Source organism: Ruegeria sp. BB6, assembly GCF_056539385.1.
Genome location: NZ_JBQFUW010000004.1, coordinates 366,663 through 391,731, shown reverse-complemented (window position 1 = coordinate 391,731; position 25,069 = coordinate 366,663). Strand labels below are relative to the sequence as shown.

General features: G+C 56.6%; 21 protein-coding genes. 8 read left to right on the top strand and 13 right to left on the bottom strand.

The window, feature by feature from the left end; genetic code table 11:
• Position 1 precedes the first annotated feature (1 nt).
• The 6 genes from ACR0B7_RS12515 to ACR0B7_RS12490 form a co-directional block, all read right to left on the bottom strand.
• The gene (locus ACR0B7_RS12515; RefSeq protein WP_170486196.1) at positions 2-958 is read right to left on the bottom strand and encodes a dipeptide ABC transporter ATP-binding protein; all 957 of its coding nucleotides are present in this window, start codon (positions 956-958) and stop codon (positions 2-4) included.
• Positions 955-1,932, bottom strand: a complete 978-nt coding sequence (locus tag ACR0B7_RS12510; RefSeq protein WP_170417079.1) for an ABC transporter ATP-binding protein — start codon at positions 1,930-1,932, stop codon at positions 955-957. The genes ACR0B7_RS12515 and ACR0B7_RS12510 overlap by 4 nt, the downstream gene beginning before the upstream one ends.
• Positions 1,933-1,936: 4 nt before the next feature.
• On the bottom strand, positions 1,937-2,839 hold the full coding sequence (locus ACR0B7_RS12505) for an ABC transporter permease subunit (protein WP_170417081.1): 903 nt from the start codon (positions 2,837-2,839) through the stop codon (positions 1,937-1,939).
• Complete coding sequence (locus ACR0B7_RS12500) at positions 2,839-3,846, bottom strand: ABC transporter permease subunit (RefSeq protein WP_170389381.1); 1,008 nt, start codon at positions 3,844-3,846, stop codon at positions 2,839-2,841. Before ACR0B7_RS12500 ends, ACR0B7_RS12505 begins: the two co-directional genes overlap by 1 nt.
• Positions 3,846-4,940: a M24 family metallopeptidase gene (locus ACR0B7_RS12495; protein ID WP_170417083.1), complete on the bottom strand. Its 1,095-nt coding sequence runs from the start codon at positions 4,938-4,940 to the stop codon at positions 3,846-3,848. Before ACR0B7_RS12495 ends, ACR0B7_RS12500 begins: the two co-directional genes overlap by 1 nt.
• Before the next feature lie 69 nt (positions 4,941-5,009).
• Complete coding sequence (locus ACR0B7_RS12490; RefSeq protein ID WP_170417085.1) at positions 5,010-6,593, bottom strand: ABC transporter substrate-binding protein; 1,584 nt, start codon at positions 6,591-6,593, stop codon at positions 5,010-5,012.
• 490 nt (positions 6,594-7,083) lie between these two features.
• Between ACR0B7_RS12490 and ACR0B7_RS12485 the strand changes: the two genes are divergently transcribed.
• Positions 7,084-7,845 (top strand): HAD-IIB family hydrolase, encoded by a 762-nt coding sequence (locus ACR0B7_RS12485; protein WP_170417087.1) that lies wholly within the window; start codon positions 7,084-7,086, stop codon positions 7,843-7,845.
• 18 nt (positions 7,846-7,863) lie between these two features.
• Positions 7,864-9,093: a glycosyltransferase family protein gene (locus ACR0B7_RS12480; protein ID WP_170417089.1), complete on the top strand. Its 1,230-nt coding sequence runs from the start codon at positions 7,864-7,866 to the stop codon at positions 9,091-9,093.
• Here ACR0B7_RS12480 and ACR0B7_RS12475 read toward each other — a convergent pair.
• Together ACR0B7_RS12475 and ACR0B7_RS12470 are read right to left on the bottom strand one after the other, a co-directional pair.
• Complete coding sequence (locus ACR0B7_RS12475; protein WP_170417091.1) at positions 9,077-10,822, bottom strand: sugar phosphorylase; 1,746 nt, start codon at positions 10,820-10,822, stop codon at positions 9,077-9,079. The two genes, ACR0B7_RS12480 and ACR0B7_RS12475, sit on opposite strands and share 17 nt — an antisense overlap.
• A gap of 132 nt (positions 10,823-10,954) precedes the next feature.
• Positions 10,955-11,572 (bottom strand): TetR/AcrR family transcriptional regulator, encoded by a 618-nt coding sequence (locus tag ACR0B7_RS12470; RefSeq protein ID WP_170417093.1) that lies wholly within the window; start codon positions 11,570-11,572, stop codon positions 10,955-10,957.
• 201 nt (positions 11,573-11,773) lie between these two features.
• Here ACR0B7_RS12470 and ACR0B7_RS12465 point away from each other — a divergent pair, with 201 nt between their 5' ends.
• The 5 genes from ACR0B7_RS12465 (at position 11,774) to ACR0B7_RS12445 (ending at position 16,309) form a co-directional block, all read left to right on the top strand.
• Positions 11,774-12,703: an AEC family transporter gene (locus ACR0B7_RS12465; protein ID WP_170486198.1), complete on the top strand. Its 930-nt coding sequence runs from the start codon at positions 11,774-11,776 to the stop codon at positions 12,701-12,703.
• A 105-nt stretch (positions 12,704-12,808) separates the two neighbouring features.
• Entirely contained in the window at positions 12,809-13,642 is an 834-nt protein-coding gene (gene fghA / locus ACR0B7_RS12460) for an S-formylglutathione hydrolase (protein ID WP_170486199.1), read from the top strand.
• Positions 13,643-13,645: 3 nt separating this feature from the next.
• Positions 13,646-15,094 (top strand): Si-specific NAD(P)(+) transhydrogenase, encoded by a 1,449-nt coding sequence (sthA, locus tag ACR0B7_RS12455; protein ID WP_170417099.1) that lies wholly within the window; start codon positions 13,646-13,648, stop codon positions 15,092-15,094.
• Entirely contained in the window at positions 15,091-15,546 is a 456-nt protein-coding gene (locus tag ACR0B7_RS12450) for a YaiI/YqxD family protein (protein ID WP_170417101.1), read from the top strand. The genes sthA and ACR0B7_RS12450 overlap by 4 nt, the downstream gene beginning before the upstream one ends.
• A gap of 142 nt (positions 15,547-15,688) precedes the next feature.
• A complete protein-coding gene (locus tag ACR0B7_RS12445) occupies positions 15,689-16,309 on the top strand; it encodes an HAD family hydrolase (RefSeq protein WP_170417103.1) in 621 nt (206 codons plus the stop codon).
• A gap of 1 nt (position 16,310) precedes the next feature.
• Here the strand turns inward: ACR0B7_RS12445 and ACR0B7_RS12440 are convergent, their stop codons facing one another.
• A complete protein-coding gene (locus tag ACR0B7_RS12440) occupies positions 16,311-17,546 on the bottom strand; it encodes an MFS transporter (RefSeq protein ID WP_170417105.1) in 1,236 nt (411 codons plus the stop codon).
• Positions 17,547-17,692: 146 nt separating this feature from the next.
• Between ACR0B7_RS12440 and zapE the strand changes: the two genes are divergently transcribed.
• Entirely contained in the window at positions 17,693-18,751 is a 1,059-nt protein-coding gene (gene zapE / locus ACR0B7_RS12435; RefSeq protein ID WP_170417107.1) for a cell division protein ZapE, read from the top strand.
• A gap of 63 nt (positions 18,752-18,814) precedes the next feature.
• Here the strand turns inward: zapE and ACR0B7_RS12430 are convergent, their stop codons facing one another.
• From ACR0B7_RS12430 to ACR0B7_RS12415, 4 genes are read right to left on the bottom strand one after another with little or no spacing between them, the layout of a single operon-like run.
• On the bottom strand, positions 18,815-20,089 hold the full coding sequence (locus tag ACR0B7_RS12430) for a bifunctional folylpolyglutamate synthase/dihydrofolate synthase (protein ID WP_480681583.1): 1,275 nt from the start codon (positions 20,087-20,089) through the stop codon (positions 18,815-18,817).
• Positions 20,086-21,018 carry an acetyl-CoA carboxylase, carboxyltransferase subunit beta gene (gene accD / locus ACR0B7_RS12425; RefSeq protein WP_170417111.1) on the bottom strand — a complete coding sequence of 311 codons (933 nt, stop codon included), beginning with the start codon at positions 21,016-21,018 and terminating at the stop codon, positions 20,086-20,088. Before accD ends, ACR0B7_RS12430 begins: the two co-directional genes overlap by 4 nt.
• Before the next feature lie 59 nt (positions 21,019-21,077).
• On the bottom strand, positions 21,078-21,986 hold the full coding sequence (locus ACR0B7_RS12420; protein ID WP_480681581.1) for a CPBP family intramembrane glutamic endopeptidase: 909 nt from the start codon (positions 21,984-21,986) through the stop codon (positions 21,078-21,080).
• Entirely contained in the window at positions 21,967-25,065 is a 3,099-nt protein-coding gene (locus ACR0B7_RS12415; protein ID WP_170417272.1) for an ABC transporter transmembrane domain-containing protein, read from the bottom strand. The genes ACR0B7_RS12420 and ACR0B7_RS12415 overlap by 20 nt, the downstream gene beginning before the upstream one ends.
• Positions 25,066-25,069: the final 4 nt, after the last annotated feature.

The window sequence follows — 25,069 nt, the reverse complement described above, 5'->3', positions numbered from 1 at the left end:
ATCAATCCAGTGGATGCAGACAGGCCACCTGATGCTCTTGTCCGCTCAGTTCCGGCGGAGTCGCTCGGCACGCGTCCGTCGCCAGCCAACATCTTTGTGCAAAAGCACATCCTTGCGGGATATTCATCGGTGAAGGCAACTCGCCTTCCAGCTTGATACGCTCTTTGCGGGCCTCTGGGTCCGCGCGCGGCGTTGTCGACAACAGTGCTTTTGAATACGGATGCCGGGGTGCTGCAAAAAGTTGCTCTTTCGGAGCTTTCTCAACCGCTCGACCCAAATACATGACGATCACATCGTCGGCAAAATGCTTCACCACGGACAGATCATGCGAAATGAACAGATAGGCGAGGTTCAGGCGTTCTTGCAGTTCAACCAGAAGGTTCAGGATTTGTGACTGTATTGAGACGTCCAAGGCCGAGACAGGTTCGTCCAGCACCAACACCTTAGGGTTCAGCATCAGCGCCCGCGCGATAGCGATCCGCTGCCGTTGCCCACCCGAGAACATATGCGGATAGCGGTCGTAATGCTCAGGGCGCAGGCCGACAAGCTCAATCATCTCGCGTGCGCGCGCCTCACGGTCGGCGGCGGACATATCTGGGCGGTTGATAATCAGCGGCTCTTGCAGGATCTGCCCGATGCGCTGGCGCGGATTGAGCGAGCCGTACGGATCCTGAAACACGATCTGCACAGTCTCGCGCATTTGCGCCCATTGAGACGGAGTGATTTCGACACCTTCGATGGACAGGACGCCTGCAGTGGGTTCCTCGATCATCGTGACCACCCGCGCCAGCGTGGACTTGCCGCAACCGGACTCGCCAACAATGGCAAGGGTCTTGCCTGGTTCAAGTTCAAAATCCACACCGGACAGAGCCTTGACCGTGACGGGCTTTGAAAACAGCCCGCCCTTTACTTCATAATGCCGAGCCAGCGCGCGCGCCTCTACGATGGGTGAAGTCATACCAGCTCTCCGGCGGCGATCTTTTCTACATGGTGACAGCGCGCTTTGCCAAACTCTGCGCTATGCGGCAAAGGTGGCGAGTTGCGGCAGACATCATCCGCAAATTGACAGCGCGGGCTGAACAGGCATCCCTTGGGCCGGTCGAACTGCCCCGGCACCACACCGGGAATAGTCGGCAGCATTTTTGATGTCGCCCGTTCGGGCAACGCACTCAGCAGCGCCGAGGTGTAGGGATGACGCGGAGTGCGGAACAGATCACGCACAGGCTGTTCCTCGACCTTTTGGCCCGCATATTGCACCTGAACACTTTCAGCGGTTTCGGCAACAACGCCCATATCATGGGTGATCAGGACCAGACCCATCCCCTGTTCGTCCCGCAGCCGCACCAGCAAGTCCAGAATCTGCGCCTGAATGGTTACGTCCAGCGCTGTTGTCGGTTCATCCGCGATCAACAGCTTTGGGTTGCAGGCAATAGCCATCGCTATCATCACACGCTGGTTCATCCCGCCCGACATCTGGTGCGGGAAAGTGTTCAGGCGGCTTTCGGGTGCTGGGATGCCAACCAGATCGAACAACTCAATCGCACGCTGATGGCGATCCTTGCGGTTTAGTCCCAGATGGATACGCAACGCTTCCTTGATCTGGAACCCAACGGTGAAACAGGGGTTCAGCGAGGACATCGGCTCCTGAAAGATCATGGCGATGTCCTTGCCGATGATCTTGCGGCGGTCACGGGCCGAAATTGTTGTCAGGTCGATGCCCTCAAAACTTAACTGATCGGCTGTGATCGTCGCTGTCCAAGGCAGCAGTCCCATCAAAGCCAGCATCGACACCGACTTGCCCGAGCCGCTTTCGCCGACGATCGCCATCAGCTCGCCCTTGTCGACGGATAGGTCCACCCCGTCCACGGCGCGGAACTTGCCCGAGGCGGTGGCGAATTCGACGGTGAGGTTTCGGATATCCAACAGGCTCATGTCGTCAACTCCGCTTCAGTTTCGGGTCCAGCGCGTCGCGCAGACCGTCGCCCATCAGGTTAATGGCAAGCACCGTGACAAGAATGGCAAGACCGGGGAAGGTGACCACCCACCAGGCGCGCAGAATGAACTCGCGCGCTTCGGCCAGCATGGTGCCCCATTCCGGAGTGGGCGGCTGCGCGCCCATGCCCAGAAAGCCAAGCGCAGCGGCGTCCAGAATAGCGGTTGAAAACGACAGCGCCGCCTGCACGATGATCGGAGCCAGACAGTTGGGCAGCACGGTTTTGAACATCAGCCGCGCCTTGCCTGCGCCCGCCACACGGGCCGATGTGACATAGTCCTTTTGCCGTTCGGCCAGAACCGAGGCGCGGGTCAGGCGCACGTAATGCGGCTGGAACACAATGGCGATGGCGATCATCGCGTTGGTCAGTGACGGCCCAAGTATCGCCACCAGAACCAGCGCCAGCAGCAGAGACGGAAAGGACAGGATGATATCCATCACCCGCATGATCAGCGTATCCACCCATTTCGGCGCAAAACCAGACAACAGCCCGATGATCACGCCACCCGTCACGGCCACACAGACCACGACGATGCCGACAAAGAAGGAATAGCGAGAGCCCATGATCAGCCGCGACAGCATATCCCGGCCCAGAGGGTCGGTACCCAGCGGAAAGGCCCAGCTTCCGCCCTCCTGCCAAGAGGGAGGTTGCAGAATGTGGTCGCGGAACTGCTCGGTCGGGTCATAGGGCGCCAGCAACGGTGCAAAAGCCGCGCAGAGGACGAAGGCCGCGAACACATAGAGACCGATGACAGCCCCCCGGTTTTCGCTGAAATAGAACCAGAACTCGCGCAGGGCGCTGGGGCGGTTCTCGGTTCTGGGTGCGTTTGCAGACACTTCAGTCATCACCGCCTCCGGATTTTGGGGTTGATGATGCCGTAAAGAACATCGACCAGCAGGTTTACCAGCATGACGATCACGGCGATCATGAGCAGCCCGCCCTGCACCACGGGGTAGTCGCGGCGAAAGATGCTGTCGACCATCCATTTGCCAATGCCCGGCCAGCTAAAGATCGTCTCGGTCAGGATCGCGCCTGCCAACAGAGTGCCCACAGAAAGCCCGATCACCGTGATCACCGGGATCAGAGCGTTGCGCAGCGCGTGCAGCCCGTTGATCCGTGTGGGCGAGAGTCCCTTGGCGCGGGCGGTACGAATGTAATCCTCGCCCAGCACCTCTAGCATGGCTGACCGAGTCTGACGTGCGATGACGGCAAGCGGGATAGTGCCCAAAACAATTGTCGGTAGGATCAGGTGGCGGACGGCAGAGCCAAACGCGCCTTCCTGCCCGGACAACAGGCTGTCGATCAGCATGAATCCGGTCACGCTTGGAAAGTAATACAGCAGGTCAATCCGCCCCGAGACCGGCGTCCAGCCCAGATTGCCCGAAAACACGATGATCAGCAGCAGCGCCCACCAGAAAATCGGCATCGAATAGCCAACCAATGCCGAAGACATCAGTGCCCGATCGAAAAACTTGCCTCGGTTCACCGCCGCGATCACACCTGCGGGCAGGCCCAAAGCCACCGCAAAGATCATCGCGCAGATCGACAGTTCCAGCGTGGCGGGGAACAGGGCGAAGAACTCATCCCAAACCGGTTTCTTGGTGACAAAGCTTTCGCCCAGATCACCATGCATCACGCCGACAAGGTAGTCCCAGTATTGCTGCAGAACTGGTTTATCGAAGCCCAACTTGACCACCATCTCCTGATAGCGTTCCTCGGTCATGCCGCGTTCACCAGCCATGACGATGATGGGGTCGCCCGGCAGCACCCGGATGAACATGAAGGAAATCAGTGTCACGCCCAGAAATGTCGGAACGAACATGCCAAGGCGTGTAAGTACGTAGCCAAACATCAGCGACCTATAATTGTGAGATCTTTGGGAAAACTGGTCAAAGACCGACAGCCATCCTCGGTAACAAGTACATCATCTTCGATACGAACACCAAAATTGCCCAGATCGTACAGGCCGGGCTCGTTGGTCCAGACCATGCCCGGCAAGATTTTCTGGTCGTTGCCGCGCATGATATATGGCGCTTCGTGCACGTCGCGGCCCAGACCGTGGCCGGTCTTGGTGCGTATCCGATCGGCATAGGGCGAAGCCTCTAGCACGCTGATCACCGCGTCGTCGATGTCATGGGCCGTCACGCCGGGACGGCAGGCTTTGAACCCTTCGAGATTGGCGCGCAGAACGGTATCATAGACTTCCCTTCCCTCGTCCGAGACCTCACCTACGAAGAAAGTGCGCGTGATGTCTGCGGCAAAGCCATGCTTGCGCGCTCCGAAATCAAACAGCAACGCGTCGCCGGGTTTGATTTGATAGTCCGCGCGTGCTTTGCCATGCGGTTGCGCCGAGTTATCCCCGGCGGCGACTATCGGCGCAAAAGCCAGCGAAGCTGCGCCTTCGGCAAACAGCGCCTGGACTAGCGCCTGTTCAATCTGTTTTTCGGTTTGACCGATACGGACCTCGGAAATCACCCGTTCAAGGGCGCGTTCCGAGATATTGATGGCGGCCTGCAAAGCGGCAATATCATCGTCAGTCTTGATGACCCGCAAGCCTGAAATCTCGCGTTCGGCGTCCACGATCTGCAAGTTGGGCATCGCATTGGTCAGGGCTTTGGACACAAAAACCCGCATCACTTGCCCTTCAACGGCGACCGAACTCAAAGGCATATGCTCTGCCAATGCAGCAAAGGCATTGTCATATCCCGTTTGATCCATCCAGTCGAAAACAGCTCCGTCAAAACCAACTAAGCCCCATGTTCCAAGTTCCAGATTGGGAACAATCGCGGCCGGCGTTCCTTTGGCCGGGATCACGACCACGAACGGCCGTTCGTGGCTCATGAACGGTTTTCCCAATGCGCGGGTAAAATTCGGGCCCGGCACGAGTGCAACGGCATCTACTGACATGTCCTTTGCCAGTTGACGGTATTCGGACAAATCCGGCATGAGCGCCGACCTCCCAAAATAGTAGACCAGAGCCACCGCATCGGGCAGCTCCGGCCTGTGAGTGGTGTTTTATTCGACGCTTACGCCATAGAAGATGTGACCGCCCAGCGGATGCACCTTGTAGCCTTGCACCTCATTCCGCATCGGCATGTAAACGACCGAATGCGCGATGGTGGCCCAGGGTGCCTGATCCTTGAAGATGACCTGCGCATCTTCGTACAGCTTTGTGCGCTCGGCCTGATCGGTGGTTTGCTTGGCCTGCAGGATCAGGTCTTCAAACGGCTGGTGGCACCATTGTGCGCGGTTCGAGGCTTCGCGGCCGTCGCAACCCAGCAGAACAGCGAGGAAGTTGTCCGGGTCACCATTGTCACCCGTCCAGCCCAGCAGAACGGCTCCGTCGCGGTTCAACTCTTTCGAGCGCGACAGGTATTCGCCCCATTCATATGACACGATCTCGACATCCACGCCGATCTTGGCGAAATCCGCCTGGATCAATTCGGCCATACGGCGGGCGTTCGGGTTATACGGACGCTGCACAGGCATTGCCCAGACCTTCATGGACAGGCCCGAAACACCCTCGGCCTCCAGCATCGCCTTGGCCGCTTCGGGATCATATGGATCGTCGGTGATCGCGTCGTTGTACCCCCACATGGTCGGCGGGATCGGGTTCTTGGCCGCCTGGCCCGAACCTTGGAACACGACGTCGATGATCGCTTGCTTGTCGATCGCCATGTTCAGCGCCTTGCGCACCTTTGGGTTGTCAAACGGCGCGACGGTGGTGTTGTAGGCCAGATACCCGACGTTCAGACCCTCTTGCTCCATCATGTTGATGTCGGCGTCATCCTTCATCGCCTGAATGTCGGCGGGGTTTGGATAAGGCATCACGTGGCATTCGCCCGCCTTCAGTTTTTGATAGCGAACTGATGCATCCGGTGTGATCGCAAAAATCAGGTTTTCCACATCTGCCGGTGCCTTCCAGTAGTCGGCGTTCTGGGCATAGCGGATCACAGCGTCTTTTTGATACGCCACGAATGAGAACGGACCAGTGCCAATCGGTGCTGTGTTCAACTTTTCCGGTGTCCCGGCCTCCATCATCGCATCCGCATATTCGGCAGACAGGATCGAAGCGAAATCCATCGCCATGTTTGCGACGAAAGGTGCTTCGGGCTTGGAAAGGGTGAATTTCACGGTGTAGTCATCAATTTTTTCGATCGACTCTACGAGGTCAGGCATACCCATGCCTTGGAAATATTCCCAGGTTCCGCCCGAAACCTGATTGTAGGGATGGCCCTCGTCCTTTTGGCGCATGAACGAGAAAATCACGTCATCGGCATTGAAATCGCGCGTCGGGGTGAATTCGTCGTTCGAGTGGAACTTTACGCCCTCACGCAGTTTGAATGTGTATTCCAGACCGTCATCGCTGGCCTCAACGCTTTCCGCCAACCCGGGGATGACATTGGTTGTGCCGGTCTCAAATTCCAGCAGTCTGTTGTAGATCGGATGCGAGGAGGCATCAAAAGTGGTGCCAGCCGTAAAAAGTGCGGGGTCAAAACCTTCGGGCGACCCTTCCGAGCAATACACCAATGTGTTTGCCTGAGCCGCAGCACTGGACAACGCAATCGCTGCGGTCGCTGCCAATAATCTAAGTTTCATGAGTTCCTCCCAGAAAAATTTTTTGTCGGATTTTCGCATTGCTCTCTTTGGTCAGAACATTCTTTGGCGACTCTCATCGCTGCGAAATCTGCGCCCAATGTATCCAAAATACAAAATCCATTGTCAACTCAGATCAAGACTTCAATACCGGCGGCAGCTTTCAGACAGGGCGGTCGAAATAGGGCAGGCTTTTCCTGATCTTAGTTGAAGGTTGAGACTACGGACCGCGCCTTGATGCGGCTTACGCACAAAAAATTTTGTTGTAAGACCAAGAATGCAAATCTCGAAACTGCGCCAGACATCGCTGAGTCTTTGCGTCGTCCCGTTTTAGTGCGAACTAAACTGAACGACCTTTGCTAGCACAAAGTTGCGCTTAAAAATTAGGCATACGCTTAGTATCTGACCGGAGTTTCACCACTGCGGATTTACATCCGGCCCGCCCAGACCTTTACTTTGGACCAATGAACGAACGAATTGACTACCCACTCTCATGACCACTGCCTGTCCACTGCTCGTATTCTCCGATTTGGACGGCACTTTGCTGGATCATCATGACTATAGCTGGACAGCGGCAAAACCGGGGCTGATGCGCTTGTCCGAGATCGGCGCAGGGCTTGTTCTGGCCAGCAGCAAGACAGCCGCTGAAATCACTCCTCTGCAGGACGAGCTCGGCTATGCCCATGTGCCCGCAATCATCGAAAACGGCGCGGGTGTCCTGTGGCCTGATGCGCCCGATATCGAGAGTGAGAGTTATCGTGACCTTCGCACTGCGCTTGAGCGATTGCCGGCGGGGTTTGTGGGGTTTGGTGACATGTCAGACCAGGACGTGGCAGACATAACTGGTCTTGACCTCACGCAGGCGGCCCGTGCGCGCATGCGAAAATTCAGCGAACCTGGGCTGTGGGCAACGAGCAGTGCCGAACTGGACCACTTCAAGGCAGAAGCTCTGAAGTTGGGTGTCCACGCCCGCCAGGGCGGGCGATTTCTGACGCTGTCATTCGGCAAGACCAAAGCCGACGCATTGCGCGACGTCGTTCGCAAGTTGAAACCTGCGCGCTCTATCGCGTTGGGTGACGCGCCAAATGACACAGAAATGCTGAAGGCGGCAGATCAAGGTGTTGTGGTGGCAAATCCGGACGGTCCGGGCATTCCACCTTTCCCGCCACAGATCGAAACGCGCATACTGAGAACAGAACACAGTGGTCCCCGCGGCTGGTCGGATGCAATCCTGACACTGACCGCGGACCTCTGAGAAAACGAGGCTATAGACATGGCAGACTTCCACCAGAACGGAAACATCACGACCCTGCACAATTTGCGCAGCAGGCCCACCGGTCATCTGTCGCACGAGATTTCTGTCTTTGCGGAGACCCGAAAAATCACTCTGATCCTGCCATGCCTGTATTCCGAACTGGAAGGACCCGCGCTTGCCGGAATCCTGAAGGAACTGTCGCAGGTTTCTTATCTTCATCGTGTCATTATCGGGTTGGATCAAGCGGATGAAGAACAATACCGCAAAGCGCGTGAGTTCTTTTCTGACCTACCGCAGAACCACGCCGTTATCTGGAACGACAGCCCCCGACTGACGCATCTGCAAACACATCTTAGCGAATTGGGGCTGGCACCGCAGGAACCCGGCAAGGGCAAGAATGTCTGGTCTTGCATCGGCTACCTTCTGGCCTGCGCCGACAGCTCCGTTATGGCGATCCACGACTGTGATATCGTGACCTACAACCGAGAAATGCTGGACCGGTTGGTATATCCGGTGGTGAACCCGACCTTTCCTTTCCAGATGGCAAAAGGGTTCTACCCCCGTATTGGGGATGGCAAGCTGAACGGTCGTGTGACGCGCTTGCTGGTGAGCCCCCTGCTGATTGCTTTGAAAAAGGTGATTGGCGACCGAGATTACCTAGATTACTTGCGCAGCTTCCGTTACCCACTGTCCGGTGAGTTTGCGATCCGCACTCCCACCTTGCCTGATTTGCGTATCCCTTCGGACTGGGGGCTTGAGATAGGCGTTCTGTCTGAGGCGTGGCGCAACCTTGCGCCCAAATCGGTCTGCCAAGTCGAGATTGCCGACAATTACGACCACAAACATCAGGACCTTTCGCCCGAGGACGCCAATCGCGGCCTTAGCCGTATGTCCACCGATATCTGCAAGGCGATTTTCAGAAAGCTGGCCGCCGATGGCACGGTGTTTACGCCGAACACTTTCCGCACACTCAAGGCGACGTATTACCGATCCGCGCTGGACCTGCTCGAGGGTTACTACACCGATGCCAAAATGAACGGGCTTGAGCTGGACCGCCACAAAGAAGAAAAGTCCATCGAGCTGTTCGCCGAAAACATCATCCGCGCCGGACAGGTATTCCTGGACAACCCGCACGAGACTCCGTTCATTCCAACATGGAACCGCGTTCATTCAGCCGACCCAGAGTTTCTTTTGCGGTTGAAGGCTGCCGTATCCAGCGATCTCGACGAGTTTACTCCGCGTTCGTGATCCAGCGGCACTGATAAGGGGCCAGAACGATATCTGGCCCATTTGTGGGCAGGATCTCTCCGGTTAGGGCATCGGTCCATACTTCTTCGGCAATCATGTTGATCTCGGCAGGACTGACGTGGACCTGTTCGGCCGAGACGTTGTGCAGCGCAAAGATTGACTGGCTGCGGTCCAGGCTTTGTCTCCATATGCCAAACACGCGTTCATCCAGCCGCAGGGTGAACTGCGTGGCATTCGGGTGGAACGCAGGCTGTTGAGCGCGCAAACGTAAACGACGGGACAATTCCGAAAGCACAAGCGCCTGATTAGAGCCTGGATCTGCAAGCCGCGCCAAAAGGTCAGGATAGTGCCAGCGGTGACGGTTGATCGCCCTGTTCATACCGCGACGTTCCACGGCCGCGTGATCGTTCGGAGTCGCCAGAAGCGAATGAATGTAAAATGCCGGAATACCCTCAAGTGACATCACGATGGTTTGTGAGCATATGAACCGCGCCAGATGATAGCGATCTTCGCCATGGAACGTCTCGCGCATGGCTTCAAAATAGCCGCAGTTCAACTCGTAGGGTTCCTCGCGCCCATCCGGAAGGGTACGCATCGAAACCAGACCACCAATCCGGCGCACCGTGTCGATCATGCGCTCTTTCTCGTCGGGCGGCAGCAATCCTTCTGCCGGGCGCATTCCTATTCCGTCGTGACTGGCGGTGAAATTCAAATACGCGCACCCCAACTGGGCCGGTGGCATCGCAGCCTGCCATTCACACAAATATTGCGCCGTGCCCGACTGCATTGCGTGCAGGATCAAGGGGGGGAGTGGGAAATTATAGACGGCATGCGCCTCGTTCCGGTTGCCGAAGTAACTCAGGTTCTCGGTGCGCGGGACGTTTGTTTCGGTCAGCAGTACAAGTGTTTCAGTGGCGTAGTCGCACAGCAGTCTAAGTAATTGGACGATCGCGTGGGTTTGCGGCAAATGAATGCAGTTGGTGCCGATTTCCTTCCAGATAAAGGCCACAGCATCCAGTCGTAATATCCGAACACCCTTGTCGATATGCAGGCGGATGATCCGTAGCATTTCAACCAGAACCTCTGGGTTCGAGAAATCCAGATCAACCTGATCGTGGCTGAAGGTGCACCATACGTACTTCTCACCATCACTTGTTTCGACCTGTCGCAGCAAAGGCGTGGTACGAGGCCGCACAACTTCGGAAAGATCGTCCTCGGGTGATGCTTCAAAGAAAAACCGGTCGTGTGGTGACTTGCCCTGAAGGTAGTTGGTGAACCACGCGCCCTGACTTGAGACGTGATTTAACACAAGATCGGACATCAGATGAAAATCATCCGCGATACGGGTGATGTCTGGCCAGTCACCCAGCTGAGCACTGACGCTGTAGTAGTCGGAAACCGCGAATCCGTCGTCAGATGTAAACGGGAAAAATGGCAGGATGTGAACGCCGTTTACCACCCCGCTCAAGTGTCGCACGAGGAAATCGTGCAGCAGGTCCAAGGGCTTGTGTGCCTGATCCTCGATCGAATTGCCGTAGGTTATTAGAACGCTGTCCTTTTCCGACCACAGCTTGTTGCCGGGCTTACGCCCCTGCTTGCGCCTGTGAGTTTCAGGAGGCCAGAAGGCTTCAACGATCTGGTGCGCCAACTCTGATTGATCGTGTTCAGGGTATATCTGAACAAGCAAGTCGTTCAGGCGTCGGGAAAAGCTGGAATTCTCGGTCGTCAAAAGTTACATGCCCTTCGCTTCGTCCGCCCGATGTTTTTCCAGAACTGTCAGCCTGTCAAATCGAACAGTCGTTCCAGCGCCACACCCGCAGGTGCATGCACATTTTTTAGACATCGTTTGGGATCACTGGGTTCAAACCGCGTAGCGCGCCATGAACATGTCCACCGCTTGCAACGCGACTTCGTTTATCTCAGCCTGGGAAAAGCTGGTCTGAATACCGAAAGCGGCACGCGACCAAACCCGCACTTTACAAAGCTCGGAGAACTGCTCGGCTGCAATCTGCAGGTCTTCAATCGCCAATTCGCCCTTGTCCACCGCCTTTTGCAGATATTCCACCAAGTGACGCGCGCCGTTCTTGGGACCCGCTTCGTAAAACGCCTGTCCCAGTTCAGGAAACCTGTCACGCTCGGCTACGCAAATGCGGAATACTTGCTGCGCGAATTCGGAAACAAGGAAAGTGGTCAACTGGGTTGCTGCAAGGGTCAGAACCTCGCGCACAGGCTTGGAATCGTCGACCATCGACACGACGTTTTCCGCCATTCGACTGCATTCTGTCTGGGCGACTTCCATGAACAACAGGCGTTTGTCGGGGAAATAGCTGTAAAGCGTGGCCTTGGAAACTCCGGCCGCGCGCGCGATGTCATCGACGCTTGCCCCTTCAAAGCCATCCGCCATGAACACCTCTCGGGCTCCGCGCACCACTTGATCGAACTTTCGACCTGTACGCAGAATGGCGGCTGTTTCGGACATGATCTCTCCTCGGATGCGGATTTCGAGTTTATAAACCGTTCAGTTCAGATTCAACGATTCGCACAGGCTGCTCCCTTTTGGAACGGTTGAGCACGGCAATTTTACCATGCCGGAGAATGGACTGGCCGTTGGGGGCTGTCAGCCAGATCAACGGGTGCGTCGTGCCTTGTCGCTGAGACAAACCATGCTAACACTCTGGGCATGGTCGATATCTTTCTGCGCACGCTTCCCTTTTTTGCGATCATCGGCCTGGGATTCTGGGCTGGGCGCAGCCGGTTCTTTTCAGAAGAAGCAACGGCATACCTGACCAAGTTCGTTTTCTTCTTTGCGTTATCGGCGATGCTGTTTCGATTCGCGGCCACACTTCCCTTCGCGGAAATTTTCAACGCGCGGCTGGTGATTGGCTATCTTGTTGGCACAGCGGCGGTTTACGCTCTGGCTTCGTGCGTTGCATGGATCAGGGGGCTGGATATCCCCACCGCTGCGGTCGAAGCGCAATGCGCGGCAATCGGCAATGTCGGCTTTTTGGGCCTGCCGATGTTGGCCCTCCTGTTCACCGAAGCCGCTATTGGACCGGTCATGCTGGTTCTTACCGTTGATCTGGTGGTGTTTTCCTCGCTGATTGTGATCCTGATCAATGGCGGACGTGACGGGCGTTTGACACCTTCCACTTTCCGGTTGATTGGTCTGGGGCTGCTCAAGAATCCCATGATCGTTTCGATTTCGGCAGGGCTGCTTTGGTCTGCCTTTCAAGTTCCGGTACCCGCGCCCTTGAACGATTTTCTGACCATTCTCGGCGGAGCGGCGACACCCGGAGCCCTGTTTGCTATCGGGGCATCATTGGCCAGCAAATCCGCCGAGCGTGTGCAGATCGCAGGCTGGCTGAGCTTTTGCAAGCTGGTGATCCACCCCGCTTGCGTCGCCGTCGTTCTGATCTGGATAATTCCTGTCGCCACTTTCCCGGCATCCATTGCCATCGCCGCAGCCGCCCTGCCGGTGGCTGGCAATGTCTATATGCTGGCCGCACATTATGGCGTGGCCCCTCATAGGGCATCGGCAGCAATTCTGTTGTCCACGGTCGCAAGTATCCTGACCGTACCTGCGGTCATAGCCTGGGTCGGAGCGCCTTAGTCTTGTTATTCGCCAAGAATTCTTGCCCTCGGCCACGCTCGGGCTTTACGCAAGAGCTTGGTAAGGATAGCCATGCCGCGAACCTAACGTAAGGACACAAGCCAGATGGAAACCCTTTCGGAAAACGCCTGCTTCGGAGGCGTTCAAGGCGTCTACCGCCATGCCTCTAACGCCTGCCAGTGCGATATGACATTTGGCCTGTTTCTGCCTGCCGAGGCCAAGGACGGCCCCGTCCCGGTTTTGTGGTACCTGTCCGGCCTGACCTGCACCCACGAAAATGCGATGACCAAGGCAGGTGCACAGGCGTGGGCCGCAGAACAGGGTATCGCTGTGGTGTTCCCCGACACTTCTCCGCGCGGCGAAGGCATCGCCGACCATGACGACTATGATTTGGGGCAAGGGGCCGGGTTCTACGTGAACGCAACACAGGAACCTTGGGCACCGCATTTCAACATGTGGGACTACGTGGCCGAGGAATTGCCGGCATTGCTGATCAATCGTTTCGCCATTGACGGCGACCGACAAGCAATCACGGGCCATTCAATGGGGGGTCACGGCGCGCTGACCCTCGCGATGAACCTGCCCGGAAGATACCGGTCAGTTTCCGCCTTTGCACCAATTTCCAACCCAACCGGAGCAGATTGGGGCCGCAAGCAATTGAGCGCCTATTTGGGCGAGGACGAGGCGAAGTGGGTCAAACATGATGCAGCGCTATTGATGAAAGAAAAGGGCTTTGACGGCCCCATTCTGATCGATACGGGGGCCAACGATCAGTTTATCGACCTGCTGCGACCGGAAAAACTGGCGCAGGCCATTGCAGAGCGTCGCCAACAGGCAACCTTTCGACTACAGCCCGGCTATGACCACTCGTATTTCTTTGTGTCGACCTTCATGGAAGACCACATCTCATTCCACGCCGAGGCGCTATACGGAGACTGAGGCATGAGCGAATATGATTTTGACCTGATCATCATCGGATCAGGCCCGTCAGGACGTGCGGCTGCGATTCAGGCAGGCAAGCTGAAACGGCGTGTATTGGTTGTCGACCGAAAGGACCGCTTCGGAGGCGTCTCGGTTCATACCGGCACGATTCCGTCGAAAACCCTGCGCGAGACAGTGCTGAACCTCTCGGGCTGGCGCGAACGCAGCTTTTATGGCCGGTCCTACAGGGTAAAAGATCAAATCCGCGCCGAAGACCTGAAGGCCCGGTTGCACATGACGTTGGACCATGAGGTTGATGTGCTAGAGCATCAGTTCAACCGAAACCATGTTGAAACCCTGAATGGTCTGGCAAGGTTTGTAGGGCCGCATGAGGTCGAGGTAGCCACGGATGCAGGCGAAACCACGCGTCTGACGGCCTCGAAATTCCTGATTGCCACAGGCACAAAAACGTACCGCCCCGACTATGTGCCATTTAACGGCAAGACCGTCGTTGACGGCGACGACTTTCTGGAAATGGCCGAGATTCCGCGTTCTCTGGTCGTGATCGGGGCCGGAGTGATTGGTGTCGAATACGCAACCATGTTCTCGGCGCTGGACGTGCGGGTGACATTGATCGAACCGCGCGATACCTTCCTGGATTTCATCGACAGCCGATTAATCCACGACTTTACCCACCAGATTCGCGAAAACGGTGTCGACCTGCGGCTGGGTTCGGCGGTTGAGAAAATCGAAGATGCCGGGGGGCATGTTGAAGTGACGATGGCAAACGGGCGTCATGTTCGCGCCGAGATGCTGTTGTTCGCTGCCGGTAGAATGGGCGCAACATCCGCCCTGAACCTAAAGGCCGTTGGATTGGAGACGGACCACCGCAACCGAATCACAGTGGACCGCAAAACCTATCAGACCGCCGTGCCCCATATCTACGCAACCGGTGACGTGATCGGACACCCTTCGCTGGCCTCTACCTCGTTGCAGCAAGGGCGCGTCGCAGCGTGCCATGCGCTTGAAACCCCTACCCTGCCGGAAAGCCCCTGGTACCCCTATGGCATCTACTCGGTGCCCGAAATTTCCACCTGCGGCATGTCCGAGGAAGAGTTGCAGGAACGCGGAATCCCCTATGAGGTCGGTGTCGCGCGGTTCCGCGAGACCTCGCGCGGGCACATAATGGGGTTAGAGCACGGAATGTTGAAGATGCTGTTTTCATTGAAAACACGTCGGGTTCTGGGCGTGCAGATCGTGGGTGAAGGTGCCACAGAACTGATCCATATCGCCCAGGCTGTATTGAACCTGAAAGGCACGGTGGATTATTTCGTGCAGAACACTTTCAACTATCCCACGCTGGCCGAAGCCTACAAGATCGCGGGGCTGGATGCCTTCAACCGCATGCCAATTCCCGAGGAGTTCAAGGTGCGCAAAAAGCCGGTCCAGACACAGGCGAAAAAAGCGTGACGACTCTCTACATCGATGCAGACGCCTGCCCGGTGAAGGCCGAAGCCGAACGTGTGGCCACCCGGCACAAAGTGCCCCTGAAGCTGGTGTCGAACGGAGGGCTGCGCCCGTCCTCGAACCCTCTGGTGCAGACTGTGATCGTGCCGGAGGGCGCGGATGTGGCTGACAAATGGATTGCCGAGCGTTGTGGGCCACGCGACGTTGTCGTCACATCCGACATCCCGCTTGCCGCAAAATGTGTGGAGGCTGGCGCGCGGGTCCTGCGACCCAACGGCGAAACCTTCACTGCGGCAAATATCGGGCAGCAACTGGCGATGCGCGACCTGATGGCCGACCTGCGCGCGGCCAATCCGTTGGGTACGGGCGGCGGTGGTAAGCCGTTCGGCAAGGCGGACCGGTCTCGGTTTCTGGATGCTTTGGAACGAGAACTCAGGAGCGCGTTGAGGGGTTAGCACTCCCGCCCGTCAGACGCACATCAAAGATGCGCTCGTCCGGTTGGGCCGTGCAGCGCTGCGCGCTGCGGTTGGGCCTTGTAAATCCTTGTTTATATTGGTTCAGTCGGTGGCGATAGAATTTCGCAGTACAGGTGCGCTCATGCCGGTTGAAGCCGTAATTTTCGACATTGGAAATGTTCTAATCGAGTGGCAGCCCGAGCGTTACTACGACAAGGTGATCGGAGAAGATCGTCGCCGGGCAATGTTTGCCGAAGTGGATTTGCACGGAATGAATGACCTTGTTGATCAGGGCCATCACTTTACCGAAACGATTTATGACTGGGCTGAGAATTACCCCGACTGGCGCGAAGAAATCCGAATGTGGCATGACAAGTGGATCGAGCTTGCCGCACCTGAAATCCCTCATTCTGTTCGCCTCCAGCGCGCGCTGCGTGCAAACGGTATCCCGGTTTATGCTCTTACAAATTTCGGGGTCCAGAATTTTGACTTTGCTACAACTGTTTACCCGTTCTTAAACGAATTCGACCGGCACTATGTCTCGGGAAGGATGCGGGCCGTGAAACCGCATATCCCAATTTACCAGATGGTCGAGGAAGATTGTGGGCTGCCACCTGAGACGTTGCTGTTCACCGACGATCGGATGGAAAATATCGAAACGGCACAATCACGGGGCTGGCAGACACACCATTTCGACGGACCGCAGGGTTGGGCAAAGCGACTGGTAGCCGAAGGATTATTGAAGCCGAGCGAAGCCGTTTAGATCAGGCAGCGACTGCAACTCTGTTTTCGCGTATTGGCAAGTGGACGATTGCACTGAACGCGCCAATGGCGACTCCGATCCACCAGACAAAGGTGTAGTCTCCGTATTGGTCATATAAACGGCCACCCAGCCAAACACCCAGGAAGCTGCCAAGCTGATGGCTGAAAAAGATGATCCCGTAGAGAGTGCCCATGTAGCGCAGGCCGTAGAGGTGTGCGACCAGCCCTGATGTAAGCGGTATCGTCGCCAGCCAGAGAGACCCCATTACCAGCGAAAAGACCACAACGGAAACCGGCGTAATCGGAAAGATTATGAAGGCCGCCGCCGCCAGCGTACGAGCTGTATAGATCCCGGCCAGGAGGTACTTTTTAGGGAAATGATTTCCAGCCCAGCCTGCCAAAAGTGTGCCGGCTATATTTGCCATTCCTATCAGAGAAATTGATACGGCCCCCAAAGCCGAAGTGGACGTAATGCCGATTGAATGAAGAACACCTCCCGGTTGGATCGGGCCACACATTTCGGTCACGAAAGCAGGAAAGTGGGCGGTTATGAAGCCAAGCTGATAGCCGCAACTAAAAAAGCCCAAAAAGATCAGCGTATAGGATGGGTCCCTGAAGGCTTTGGTCAAAATCCGGCCCATGCTTTCTTTCAGCTCGTCCCTGCTGATGGCTTGCGGTGCGCGCATGAAAGGCAAGGTCACCACCAAAGCCAGAATAACGACGGCGAATACGATGAAGACTTGCTGCCAGGGCAGGAACGTCAACATCCACTCTGCCGCCGGAGCGCCTAAAACCTGCCCGAAGCTGCCCGCGGCCGTCACGATCGCAAGCGACATCGACCGGTTTTCATCCGAGGAGGCGCGGCCAACCACAGCCAGAATGACGCCGAAACCAGTACCAGCAATGCCAAAGCCCACCAGCCATGCATACATCTGGTGCTCAAAGGGGGTAACGGACCAGGCCGACAGCACCATACCCGCCGCATAGGTCAACGCGCCCAAGAAGATTGCACGCCTGTCTCCTACCTTTTCGGCAATGGCTCCAAAAATCGGCTGACCTATCCCCCATGCAAGGTTCTGGATCGCGATCGCCATCGAAAAGTCCGTGCGCAGCCAACCGAACTCGTCAGCGATTGGAATCTGAAAAACACCAAAAGACGCACGAACGGCGAAACTGACCGTGACTATGATACATCCCACGACCAGGATTGGATTTATCAGGCGGGCAGATTGCGGCATTGGATCCTCGAACTCTGGAAAGCGGGACGGTAGCCGAAATCATCCGCGGGTCAATTCAGGAGTTTTGAGACATCAGATAAGCAAATTTGATATGACGTTCAAATGGCTGCTTTTCAACGGACAGAGCGGAGGGTATGCCTCGGGATATGACGGATTTGATTAGGCTTTACGAGGCGCGCGTCGCTGACGGCTCGTTGACACGGGATGACGCACAAGAAGCAGTTCTTCCCCAATTTGAACGAATCCGATCAGCGCTGTCCACACCGGTCAAACGAGGCTTCTTCCGCAAGGCTCCTCCGCCGCCCAAAGGGTTATACCTGTGGGGTGGTGTTGGGCGCGGCAAATCGATGTTGATGGATATGTTTGTCGAGGCGCTTGAAAACATCCCAGCGCGGCGGGTGCACTTTCACGCATTCATGCAGGAAATCCACGCAGGGATGCACAAAGCCCGCAATGAAGGTGTAGAGGATGCCTTGGCCCCTGTCGCTGACGCCGTGGTCAAATCCGTTAGACTGCTGGCGTTTGACGAAATGCAGATTACTGACATCACGGACGCGATGATAGTCGGTCGCCTGTTCGATCTGTTACACGCAGGTGGCGTCGTGGTTATTACAACCTCAAACCGCCATCCGGATGACTTGTACAAGGATGGTCTGAACCGGCAGCTTTTCTTGCCATTCATTGCGCATATCAAAGAACAGTTGCAGGTGTGGGAATTGGTCTCGCCGACTGACTACCGCCAAAACCGTCTGGAAGGTGCTCCGGTCTATTTCACTCCGATTGGACCGGAAGCGCGGCAGAGCATCAAGTCTGTCTGGAACGATCTGTCCGGAGGAGCCGCCGAGCCGTTGATTTTGCAGGTCAATGGACGATCCGTTGAGTTGCCTGCCTTTCGGAACGGCGTCGCGCGGGCCAGCTTTTATGATCTTTGCGGACGAATGCTGGGGCCGGCGGACTATCTTGCCATCGCTGAAGTCGTAAAGGTTCTGGTACTCGAAGATGTTCCGCGCCTGTCGCGCAACAACTTCAATGAAGCCAAGCGCTTTGTGACATTGATCGACGCGTTATACGAGGCCCGGGTGCGACTGATTTGTTCGGCAGCGGCCGAGCCTGAGATGCTGTATGTCGAGGGAGAGGGAACCTTTGAGTTTGAGCGTACCGCGTCGCGCCTGCGAGAGATGCAGGATCAGGATTGGGGGAAATAGGGGGCTCTGCCCCCGCCGCGCTTTGCGCGCCTCCCCCGGGATATTTTTAGGCCAGGTGAAGTGCTAGGCGTTTTCGCGGAGAATGTTCCCGGCCAGATAAAGGGAGCCGCAGATCAGGACGCGGGCCTGTGGATCACTATCGACAATGGACTTGAGAGCCTCTGTGACGCTGCCTGCCGTGGTTGATGTCAATCCCACTTGTGAGGCTGCGGCTGCTGTCTCATCCGCGCTTAGGGTTGCTGCCTCGCCGGGAATTGATACCGCGGTCAGGCTTTGACATTGATCAGCCAACGGCCTCAGGTACCCGGTCACATCCTTTGTGTTCAGCATACCGCAGATCATATGCGTCGGACGCGATGGCAGTTTCGCAAGCACATCCGCGAGCGCGGCACCTGCGGCGGCATTGTGGCCTCCGTCCAGCCATAGTTCAGCATCTTGGGCTTGCTCGACCAAAGGGCCGGATTTCAAGCGTTGCATCCGGGCGGGCCACTCGGCCTTTGTGACCGCAGCTTCGTACGCGTCGTCGCCCAGTTCCAGATGCCGCAGAACGGCAAGGGCAGCGCCTGCGTTCTGAATCTGGTGTGCGCCCAGAAGATTCGGCAGCGGCAGGTCACGCAGGCCTGTTTCGTCCTGATACACCAGACGCCCGTTTTCTTCGACGACATGCCAGTGTTGGCCGTGAACCAACAGGGGCGCGCCAAAGCGTGCGGCGGTGTATTCAATCACCTCCAGCGCTTCATCCTGTTGCGGCCCAACGATACACGGGACTCCGGGTTTGATGATGCCCGCTTTCTCGGCCGCGATCTTTCCAAGGGTATTCCCCAGAAATTGTTCATGGTCGATGGATATTGGCGTGATCACTGTCACCGCGGGTTCGTGCACAACATTTGTCGCATCCAGACGTCCGCCCAGCCCGACTTCGAGCAGGGTGTAGTCCGCAGCCGAGCGCGAAAAGGCCAGAAGCGCGGCACATGTTGTGATCTCAAAATACGTGATGTTTTCACCGTTATTCGCGGCGTAACACTCGTCCAGCAGTTCGGTCAGTGCGGGTTCGGAAATCAGCTCTCCGGCGAGACGAATCCGTTCGTGAAACCGCGCCAAGTGGGGTGAAGTATAGGCATGAGCCTTCAGCCCGGCCCCTTCCAACCCGGCTCGGATCATGGCTTGCGTCGACCCTTTGCCGTTTGTTCCAGCAATATGGATGACGGGCGGCAGTTTTTCCTGCGGATTGTCCAAAGCACCAAGCAAACGCCAGACGCGATCCAAGGTCAGGTCAATGATCTTGGGATGAAGCGCCATCATCCGTTCGAGGATGAGGTCCGAGGACTGAGGAGTCATTTATCTTCCGCAGTGTCAGCCGAATTATCAGGCTGGGCTTCTTCAGGTTTGGGAGCTGGAAGATCACCTTTGACAGCAGGAGGCTGGTTCATCAACATCCGCGTGATGGTGATCAGTTCCTCACGCATTTCTGTACGCTTGGTCACCCGATCCAACATCCCGTGATCCAACAGGTATTCCGCGCGTTGGAACCCTTCGGGCAGTTTCTCGCGGATGGTTTGTTCAATCACGCGCGGCCCGGCAAAGCAGATCAGAGCGTTGGGTTCCGAGATATGCACGTCGCCAAGCATCGCGTATGACGCCGTGACCCCGCCTGTGGTCGGGTGGGTCAGGACGACGATGTAAGGCAGGTTGGCTTCCTTTAGCATTTCAACCGCCACCGTGGTACGCGGCATTTGCATCAGGCTTAGAATACCTTCCTGCATCCGTGCGCCACCTGCAGCCGAGAACAGGATCAACGGCCGCTTGAGCTTTACCGCTTCTTGAGCGGCGGCAATGATGGCGTTGCCGACATACATGCCCATCGACCCGCCCATGAAAGAAAAGTCCTGTGCCGCAGCAACGATCGGCGTGCGCCCGATTTCACCCTTGGCGACAAGCATCGCTTCTTTTTCGCCGGTCTTTTTCTGAGCCGCCTTCATGCGGTCCGGGTATTTTTTCTGATCCCGGAATTGCAGCGGGTCGTCCTTTGGGGCGGGAACGTCTACTTCGGTGAAGATTCCGCCATCAAACAAATGCTGGAATCGGTCCCGCGGTGTGATGGCCATGTGATGGTCACACTGGGTACAGACATTCTGGTTCTCCGCCAGCTCGCGGTGAAACAGCATCGTCCCGCACTCATTGCATTTGTGCCAAAGGTTTTCGGGCACTTCCCGACGCGAGAAGATCGAGTTGATCCGGGGGCGGACGTAATTTGTGATCCAGTTCATATCGGAACCTTGCTAGTGCGGCTTGGAGGTCAAATAAGACGCTACGGAAAGAAATGCAATCAGCGCCTGAGCGCAAGGCGCGCAGTCAGCCAGCTAACAAGCATAACCGCGAAGTCCACATACAACCACGCCCGCAGCGCACTGGTATTCGACATATCATAGGGCAAAATAAACAGTGCCAAACCGCTTAGGTTGTCTGGCAGGGAAATAATCAGCAAAGCCACCATATTATTGAAGAAATGCATGGCGATAGCCGGACCCAACGTGCCGGACCGAGCTGTCAGGTCAGCCGCAAAAAGCCCGAACACACAGGACCAAAGCGCGATTAAACCTGCGTTTTCACCGGCTGCGGCGGGCGCGTAGTGACCAAGAGCAAACAAAAGCGACGGAAGGCCCATCCAAATGATCGGAGATCGGAAACGTGCGGCGAGGCTTTGCTGTATATAGCCCCGAAACAGCACTTCTTCGGCACTGGTCTGAATCAGCACGGCGATCAGCGATAGAGGAAGAAGAAGGATCCAAGTCGTTAATTCCACGTTTGGTGTCAGCGCCGCGCCCATGTCATAGGGCGGCAAAACAACAACCGCGACGCCAAGAATCAAAAGTGCCCTGAAAACGAGCCAGAACTGCGCAACAGTTTCGCGAAATGGTCCCAGAACCGAACTCAGGGTTCTTCGCTGAAGTCGTCGGACCGCCAGCCAGACACCCAAGGTAACAAAACAAAAGCTGGATAGTAGAATCAGCATCGCGAAGGGTGAAGAACCCGTTAGAAACGCTTCGGTCCACTCATGGGACGCAAAACCGACCACAACGCTGAAAAGAACAAGGTTCAGGACAGTCACGACTGCCGCGACAATACCGAGACCAACAAGCAGCCGCCAAAGCTCGGGCCTTGCCCGGACGCCAGAGACAAGACCTTCGTGAGCAGCGTATGAGGCGGGGCGGGATTCAGGCACGTTCGCTTTCACTTTCTGTCTGCTCCGACTCGTCGAAGAATACGGTCGAATCTTTGGATGCGTTTATTCGATCCGCAAGCGTAGTCAGATAACCTGCAACCGTTTCCAGCAGTTGAACCGCGACACTCGCATCGCTTTCCACCACCGCGCGCAATTCCTCAGCGCCGATCCGAAGGAACGAACAATCGCTGATCGCAACCAGGTTCAACTGTCTTGGATCACCTGTGATGATCGACAAGTCCCCGATCAGGCGACCGGGCTCGACCGTCGAGATCGATCTGGAACCTCCGCCGTCCTCGGGCCATTCCAGACTGGCTTCACCCGAGATGCAAAGATAGGCGGCATCCGGTGCCTGACCCCGCGAGAAAATCACCTGACCCGCAGCGACTTCGTACCACTGCGCCGAAAACGCCAGAAGACGTTGGTTTTTACCATCAATACCCGAGAACAATTCGGTCGAAGATATGATCTTCAGCTTGCGGCTCAGATCGGCGATCGCGCCCGCTTCGTCCTCGATGAGCGTTTTCGAGACACCGTCGATGCGCCCATCCTTGATTTCGACAAACAGGTCATATGCCTCTGGATGCGCGAAGTGATCCTCCATGAAAATCATAATGGAGTCTGGTAGCAATTCGCGCAGTTTCAGCCGGGTGCGCAGGCGGCTTTCCGAATCGTGGCTGGCCAGCGCCTTGTCGAGGATCAGCACATCAGGCCGCTTGATACCCGCGCGCGAGAACGCAGCCCTTTCCTGGAAAACCGTCGGCAGGTTGTTTCCACCCAGCCCCGAGGGGAGGTCATAGATTATGGCAGCCGCGCGACGGCGCAGTCCCGCCTCATTCATTGCCTCGGCGACAACATCCTCAATTTCGTCCGCATGCGCACCGGCCGTCAGCGAGATACGCCCGAACAACGCGTTTTCCATTGCCGTCATCCGCTCGATATAGGCGTCGGGATCAACCGGGATAAACATTCCGTTCATCGAGGCACGCAGCCTTTCCGCCTGACCGCTTCGGATCGAGAGGATTTTATCCTTGTATTCATCAGGGAAATCCGGGCCGATCTGTTCGGCCGTCAATAGGAAGGGGACAGTCAAAAGCAGAGCCCGTTCGCGTTCGCTGATCGCGTCGTCACCCTTGGCCGTGCGTCGTTCCTCGATGTCCAGCAGCCGGTAATACATGTCCTTGGTCATACCCAGCCGCAGGAACAGCGGGTGGTCCGTGCCATCACGCCCAAACGTCTGGTTCAGGGTTTTCAATACAGCGCTTGAAATGCCCATCGCGTCATCATCCAGATCATGGGCGCGCAACATCGACATGAACCGCCCGTCACCGGCCAGAATATCCGGCGAAATATCCCGCGACGGCGCGGCGTAAAGCAAGTTCCCGCCTAGCGGAACAGTCGGATTGAACAGTTCCGGATCAAAACGGTAGACATAACGGTCTAGCCCCTTTTCCCTGAGCCGCTCGGCAATCAGTCCACGAAGCCCCACAATGTCCCGCGCCAGCGCGGGGTGTTGTACTGGGTCGAACTGACTTCGCAACGTGCGGCGGAACATGAACTCGTCAATGCCCATCGCCTCGACCAGTTGGAACCACCAGTCACGGATGTCGTCGATGTCCTCCAAACCGGCCAAGCCCGGGTCTATCCATTCCTCAGACAGTGAATCCACGGGGTTTCCGGCACGCTCGGCCTCAATCTGCCAGCGGGTGGGTGCCTGTTGCGTTTCCTCCTGGCTTTGCGGATGTGTCCGAAGCGGCATCAACAGGTTGTCGCCCAGTGTCCCATCAAACAGGTAAGGACGAGAATAGGCGTACCCGATCCGGGCCGCGATGACGGCCTGATGCAATTCCTGCAGATCGTGCCCAGCAACGATGACCTCTCCTTGCACAGGTAAAATCTCTCGCGTCAGCAACTGCGCCAGGGCGCTGCGTTCGGCAGCGTTTGACGATTGAATCGCCACGCGCGCGCCTTTTGGAATAGTCAGGTCGATATCCTCAAGTATCGTTTTGCCGTCATCGTCACGAACCGTGATGTTGTGCAACTGGATATCACCGGTCAGGTGCGGGATTGTTTCGGGTTCACCCACGAACAGGTCTTCTGGGATCATGTTGTCTGGGGCGAACCGCTCGGTCACGATTTCCCACCTCAGGGACATGTCCTGAACCTGATTGTAGTAGGTCAGCAAATCCTTCCACGGGCCGCTTAGGTCCTTGTAGGCACCAAGCGCAGCGACAAGCGCCCCAACCGTGACCTCACCCTTGATCGCAAGATAGCCGCCGACCGAATAGAACAGGAACGGCGTGATCTGTGTGATCAGGTTATTGAGGAACTTCATGAAGAACTTCTTGTTGTAGATCTTGAAGCGGATCTCGAACAAGGTTCCCAAACGGTGGCTGAACTGCGCCAGACGATATCGCCAGCCGCCATTTGCGCGCAGGTCACTGATCCCCGCCGCGCTTTCGCCGATTTCCGAACTGAGACTCCGCACCTCTTGAATGCGATCTTTGTTCAGCAGGTTGATCTGGCGCTGCAGCTTGGGGATCAACCATGCCTGCAGCGGGATCAAGGCGATGCTGGCCAGCCCGAACCAGACGCTTTGCATGAACAGGAAGGTGACGATTGTCATCATCTGACCAAACTGAAACACCGGCTGGGCAATCGCGTCGCCCATCAGCCCGCCCATCGGCTCGGCCTCAGAGGTGATCATGGACACCAACTCACCCTGACTGGTGGTGGCAAAATAAGACTTGGGAAACCGCATGGTACGATGGATCAGCGTAAAGCGCAGGCGGCGCAGCATCCGCTCGGCCAGCACGCCCTTCATCGTGTTGATCCGCATCTTCATCAACCCGCTGGCAATCACGGTTGCCAGAAAAGCAAAACACAGGATCAGCAAATACTGGACCTGGGTAAACGTGATCCCCATCACTGTAACGCTATCACCCGGTGCGCCGATGGCATCGTTGATGATCTGCTTGGGCAATTCGAGCGAGGCGTACAGGAACGGAAATGAAAGAACGGTCAGGACCAGCAGCACAAGCTGTTGTTTCTTTGAATACTTCCAGATGAATGAAAATAGAGTGGGTTCCATGCCC

Bases quoted from the DNA above. Each gene is read 5' to 3' on its own strand.
- ACR0B7_RS12485 (WP_170417087.1), top strand. From the start codon at position 7,084: ATGACCACTGCCTGTCCACTGCTCGTATTCTCCGATTTGGACGGCACT.
- ACR0B7_RS12500 (WP_170389381.1), bottom strand. From the start codon at position 3,846: ATGTTTGGCTACGTACTTACACGCCTTGGCATGTTCGTTCCGACATTT.
- ACR0B7_RS12495 (WP_170417083.1), bottom strand. From the start codon at position 4,940: ATGCCGGATTTGTCCGAATACCGTCAACTGGCAAAGGACATGTCAGTA.
- ACR0B7_RS12445 (WP_170417103.1), top strand. From the start codon at position 15,689: ATGCCGGTTGAAGCCGTAATTTTCGACATTGGAAATGTTCTAATCGAG.
- accD (WP_170417111.1), bottom strand. From the start codon at position 21,018: ATGAACTGGATCACAAATTACGTCCGCCCCCGGATCAACTCGATCTTC.
- ACR0B7_RS12490 (WP_170417085.1), bottom strand. From the start codon at position 6,593: ATGAAACTTAGATTATTGGCAGCGACCGCAGCGATTGCGTTGTCCAGT.
- ACR0B7_RS12465 (WP_170486198.1), top strand. From the start codon at position 11,774: ATGGTCGATATCTTTCTGCGCACGCTTCCCTTTTTTGCGATCATCGGC.
- ACR0B7_RS12480 (WP_170417089.1), top strand. From the start codon at position 7,864: ATGGCAGACTTCCACCAGAACGGAAACATCACGACCCTGCACAATTTG.
- ACR0B7_RS12510 (WP_170417079.1), bottom strand. From the start codon at position 1,932: ATGAGCCTGTTGGATATCCGAAACCTCACCGTCGAATTCGCCACCGCC.
- ACR0B7_RS12505 (WP_170417081.1), bottom strand. From the start codon at position 2,839: ATGACTGAAGTGTCTGCAAACGCACCCAGAACCGAGAACCGCCCCAGC.
- ACR0B7_RS12440 (WP_170417105.1), bottom strand. From the start codon at position 17,546: ATGCCGCAATCTGCCCGCCTGATAAATCCAATCCTGGTCGTGGGATGT.
- fghA (WP_170486199.1), top strand. From the start codon at position 12,809: ATGGAAACCCTTTCGGAAAACGCCTGCTTCGGAGGCGTTCAAGGCGTC.
- ACR0B7_RS12415 (WP_170417272.1), bottom strand. From the start codon at position 25,065: ATGGAACCCACTCTATTTTCATTCATCTGGAAGTATTCAAAGAAACAA.
- ACR0B7_RS12470 (WP_170417093.1), bottom strand. From the start codon at position 11,572: ATGTCCGAAACAGCCGCCATTCTGCGTACAGGTCGAAAGTTCGATCAA.
- sthA (WP_170417099.1), top strand. From the start codon at position 13,646: ATGAGCGAATATGATTTTGACCTGATCATCATCGGATCAGGCCCGTCA.
- zapE (WP_170417107.1), top strand. From the start codon at position 17,693: ATGACGGATTTGATTAGGCTTTACGAGGCGCGCGTCGCTGACGGCTCG.
- ACR0B7_RS12430 (WP_480681583.1), bottom strand. From the start codon at position 20,089: ATGACTCCTCAGTCCTCGGACCTCATCCTCGAACGGATGATGGCGCTT.
- ACR0B7_RS12515 (WP_170486196.1), bottom strand. From the start codon at position 958: ATGACTTCACCCATCGTAGAGGCGCGCGCGCTGGCTCGGCATTATGAA.